The organism is Bacillus sp. P4_D3 (assembly GCF_056401855.1).
In genome coordinates this window covers 1-3826 of sequence record NZ_JBFUIN010000312.1, presented here as the reverse complement: position 1 = coordinate 3826, position 3826 = coordinate 1, and the positions used below count along the sequence as shown (strand labels likewise).

Annotated in this window: 3 protein-coding genes; all 3 read left to right on the top strand. The window is 35.8% G+C overall.

Features of this window, described 5'->3' with window-relative positions:
- On the top strand, window positions 1-222 hold the full coding sequence (locus AC1DTM_RS20060) for a YneF family protein (protein WP_001132292.1): 222 nt from the start codon (window positions 1-3) through the stop codon (window positions 220-222).
- Between the two features lie 124 nt (window positions 223-346).
- Window positions 347-2098: an ABC transporter transmembrane domain-containing protein gene (locus tag AC1DTM_RS20055; protein ID WP_002160872.1), complete on the top strand. Its 1752-nt coding sequence runs from the start codon at window positions 347-349 to the stop codon at window positions 2096-2098.
- Window positions 2098-3826, top strand: a 1729-nt coding sequence (locus tag AC1DTM_RS20050; RefSeq protein WP_477000719.1) for an ABC transporter ATP-binding protein, incomplete at its 3' end; no start/stop codon positions are given. The genes AC1DTM_RS20055 and AC1DTM_RS20050, both read left to right, overlap by 1 nt.

The following is a 3826-nucleotide window of genomic DNA, read 5'->3' as shown; positions in this document are numbered from 1 at the left end:
ATGCCAATGTGGTTAGGTATTCTAGTGGGCGTAGTAGCACTAGTAGCAGGCGTGGCGTTAGGATTTTTCATTGCCCGCAAATATATGATGAATTACTTACAAAAAAATCCACCAATTAACGAACAAATGTTAAAAATGATGATGATGCAAATGGGACAAAAACCTTCCCAAAAGAAAATCAATCAAATGATGAGCGCGATGAATAAGCAACAAACAAAATAAGCGCCAAAGGGCACTCTTACCGAGTGCCCTTTTCTTTTGGATATAAAAGATATTTAAAACTTTTAAAAATTCTGCATTTTTGATAAACTGAAAATATCGCTCATTTTAAGGGAGGAGGATAAATATGAAAGTATTTTTTAATTTAGCTTGGTTTTTTAAACAAGAAAAACGAGCGTACATAATTGGAATTATTATGTTATTTGGTGTCGCGCTTCTTGAACTTGTAGCGCCAAGGGTACTAGGAATTGTAGTAGATGAAATTAATAATGGAACATTAACATCTGAAAAATTGTTGAACTGGGTTATTCTATTAGTAGTTGTAGGAATGACGATGTATATATTACGTTACTTATGGCGTATTATGATTTTTGGATCTTCTTTAAAACTAGCTCGTCAATTGCGAAAGAATTTATATGAACATTTTACAAAGATGAGCCCATCCTTTTATCAATCACGTCGTACGGGCGATTTGATGGCACATGCGACAAATGATATTCAGGCGATTCAGCAAACTGCTGGGTCAGGTGTGTTAACACTCGTTGATTCATTAGCTGTTGGAGGATGTGTACTCGTAGCGATGGGGTTTACAATTAGCTGGAAGTTAACGTTATTAAGTTTAATTCCGATGCCAATTGTAGCTATTTCTACAAATTATTATGGAACTTTATTGCATAGAAGATTTCATAAAGCGCAGCAATCGTTTTCTGAAATCAATGATAAAGTACAAGAAAGTATGAGTGGGATGAAGGTAATTCGCTCACTTGGACAAGAGAAAGAGGATTTACAAGCGTTTCGGAAAAAATCGGAAGATGTCGTACATAAAAATATGTTAGTTGCACGTATTGACTCGTTATTCGATCCAACGATTTCCTTAATTGTCGGATTTTCATTTTTAATCGCAATTTGTTACGGATCATTATTAGTCGTACGGGGTGAATTAACTGTAGGGGAATTGGTAACATTTACAACATACTTAGGGACTCTTGTATGGCCAATGTTAGCTTTTGGATGGCTATTTAATATTATGGAGCGTGGACGTGCTTCGTATGATCGTGTGGAGAAAATACTTTCACAAACTTCGGATGTAGTGAATAAGGAAAATGCTATACATGCTATAGCAAGTGGTGATGTCTCGTTTGCTGTTGATTCGTTTTCTTATAAAAAGAATGAACTATTAAACTTAAAAGATATTTACTTTAATTTAAGAAAAGGTGAAACGTTAGGAATTGTCGGGCGTACCGGTGCAGGGAAGACGACGTTATTAAAATGTTTAATTCGCGAGTATGACCACTTTAATGGTGAATTAAAAGTTGGTGAGCGGGATATTCGAGATTTAACACTTCACGGTGTACGCTCTGCAATTTCATACGTACCGCAAGATCATTTTTTATTTTCAGCGAGTATTGGGGAGAACATTGCTTTTGGAAAGGCCGATGCTACATATAAAGAAATTAGCAGGGCTGCTGAGATTGCTTGTATTCATAATGATATTATTCAATTTTCGGAAGGATATGACACGGTAGTAGGTGAAAGAGGGGTTTCGCTATCAGGAGGCCAAAAACAGCGGATTTCAATTGCACGTGCGTTATTAACGAATGCTGAAATTTTAATTTTAGATGATTGTTTATCAGCTGTAGATGCAAAAACAGAAGAAACTATATTAACTGCATTGAAACGAGAAAGAGCAGAAAAAACGACGATTATTACTGCGCACCGTTTAAGTGCGATTCAGCATGCAAATCTTATTCTTGTTATTGATGAAGGTAAGGTTATGCAGCGAGGAACACATGAACAACTAATGAACGAAAATGGTTGGTATAAAGAAATGTATGAAAGCCAGCAGTTAGAGGCGTTGGTAGAGAAAGGAGGCGTATGATGGCTGAGAAAAAGCGGAGTGATTTAAGGAGATTGCTTTCTTATATGAGACCATATAAAGGATTATTAGCATTAGCATTTTTATTTCTAGTTGGCGCAACTGTAACTGAAATGATGGGTCCTTTTTTAATTAAACAATTTCTTGATGAACACTTAGTACCACGTAACTTTGAACAATCAGCACTTGTAACTCTATTTGTAGTGTATATTATTGCTCACTTATTAAAAGTATTATTTACGTATTTAGACTTATTGTACTTTCAAAATATCGCTTTTAAGATTGTTCAAGATATGCGAGTTGAAGTGTATGACCATGTTCAAAAATTGTCATTAAGTTTCTTTGATCGTACGCCGATTGGTACACTTGTATCTCGTATAACGAATGATACGGAAGCGATTAAGGATTTTTATGTTAGTGTACTATCAACATTCGTGAAAAATGTAGTCTTTTTAGTGGGGATTTTAGTAGCGATGTTTTTACTAGATGTAAAATTAGCGCTATTCTCTCTCATATTAATTCCAATTATGTTTGCGATTATGGTGCTGTATCGACGGAAAAGTGCAGCTTTTTATTTAGAGGTACGTAATCAACTGAGTGTATTAAATGCAAAGTTAAATGAGTCCATTCAAGGGATGAATATTGTTCAAGTGTTCCGGCAAGAAAAGCGGATGAGAAAAGAGTTTGAAGAAGTGAACAACAAGCATTATAGTGCTGGACGTCGTACATTGAAATTAGATGCATTACTTTTACGTCCAGCAACAGATCTTGTTCATATTGTAGCAATTGCGTTAGTTCTTGGTTTATTTGGAATTGACGCTTTAAAGAGTCCTGTTGAAGTAGGGGTTTTATATGCTTTCGTTAACTATATTCATCGTTTCTTCCAGCCGGTAAATGAGATGATGATGAAACTATCTTTCTTCCAACAAGCGCTCGTTTCATCATCGCGTGTATTTCATTTAATGGACGATAAAGATTTAGCTCCTGTTCAAATGGGGAGTGAAAATCCACGAGTAGTTAACGGGGAAATTCAGTTTAAAGATGTTACTTTTTCATATGATGGAAAGCGTGACGTTTTAAAAAATGTATCTTTTCACGTAAAGCCAGGGCAAACGGTTGCTTTCGTTGGACACACTGGTAGTGGTAAGAGTACAATTATGAATTTATTAATGAGATTTTACAATATTAAATCAGGTAATATTGTAATAGACGGAGTGGGTTTAGAGAAGTTTGAAGAACAAGAAATTCGAAAGAAAATTGGCCTTGTGCTGCAAGATGCATTTTTATTTGCTGGAAATGTAAAGCAAAACATTCGTATGTATAATGAAGAGATAACGGATGAAGAGATAGAAGAAGCCGCGCGATTTGTGCAAGCGAATACGTTTATTGAAAAATTATCGGAGCAGTATGATACAGAAGTTGTCGAGAGAGGAGCTGCGTTTTCTAGTGGTCAAAGGCAATTAATTGCTTTTGCTAGAACGATAGCAACTAATCCGAAAGTATTAGTGTTAGATGAAGCGACGGCAAATATTGATACAGAAACAGAGGAGGCGATCCAAACGGCATTGCAGCAAATGCGAAAAGGTAGAACAACGATAGCGATTGCACATAGATTGTCTACAATCCAAGATGCGGATCAAATATTTGTTATGCATGAAGGGGAAATCATAGAAAGAGGAACACATCAAGAATTGCTTAGTGAACAAGGACTTTACTACAATATGTACTTAC

Excerpts from the sequence above, each read along its gene's own strand:
- AC1DTM_RS20060 (WP_001132292.1), top strand. The coding sequence starts at position 1 with ATGCCAATGTGGTTAGGTATTCTAGTGGGCGTAGTAGCACTAGTAGCA.
- AC1DTM_RS20055 (WP_002160872.1), top strand. The coding sequence starts at position 347 with ATGAAAGTATTTTTTAATTTAGCTTGGTTTTTTAAACAAGAAAAACGA.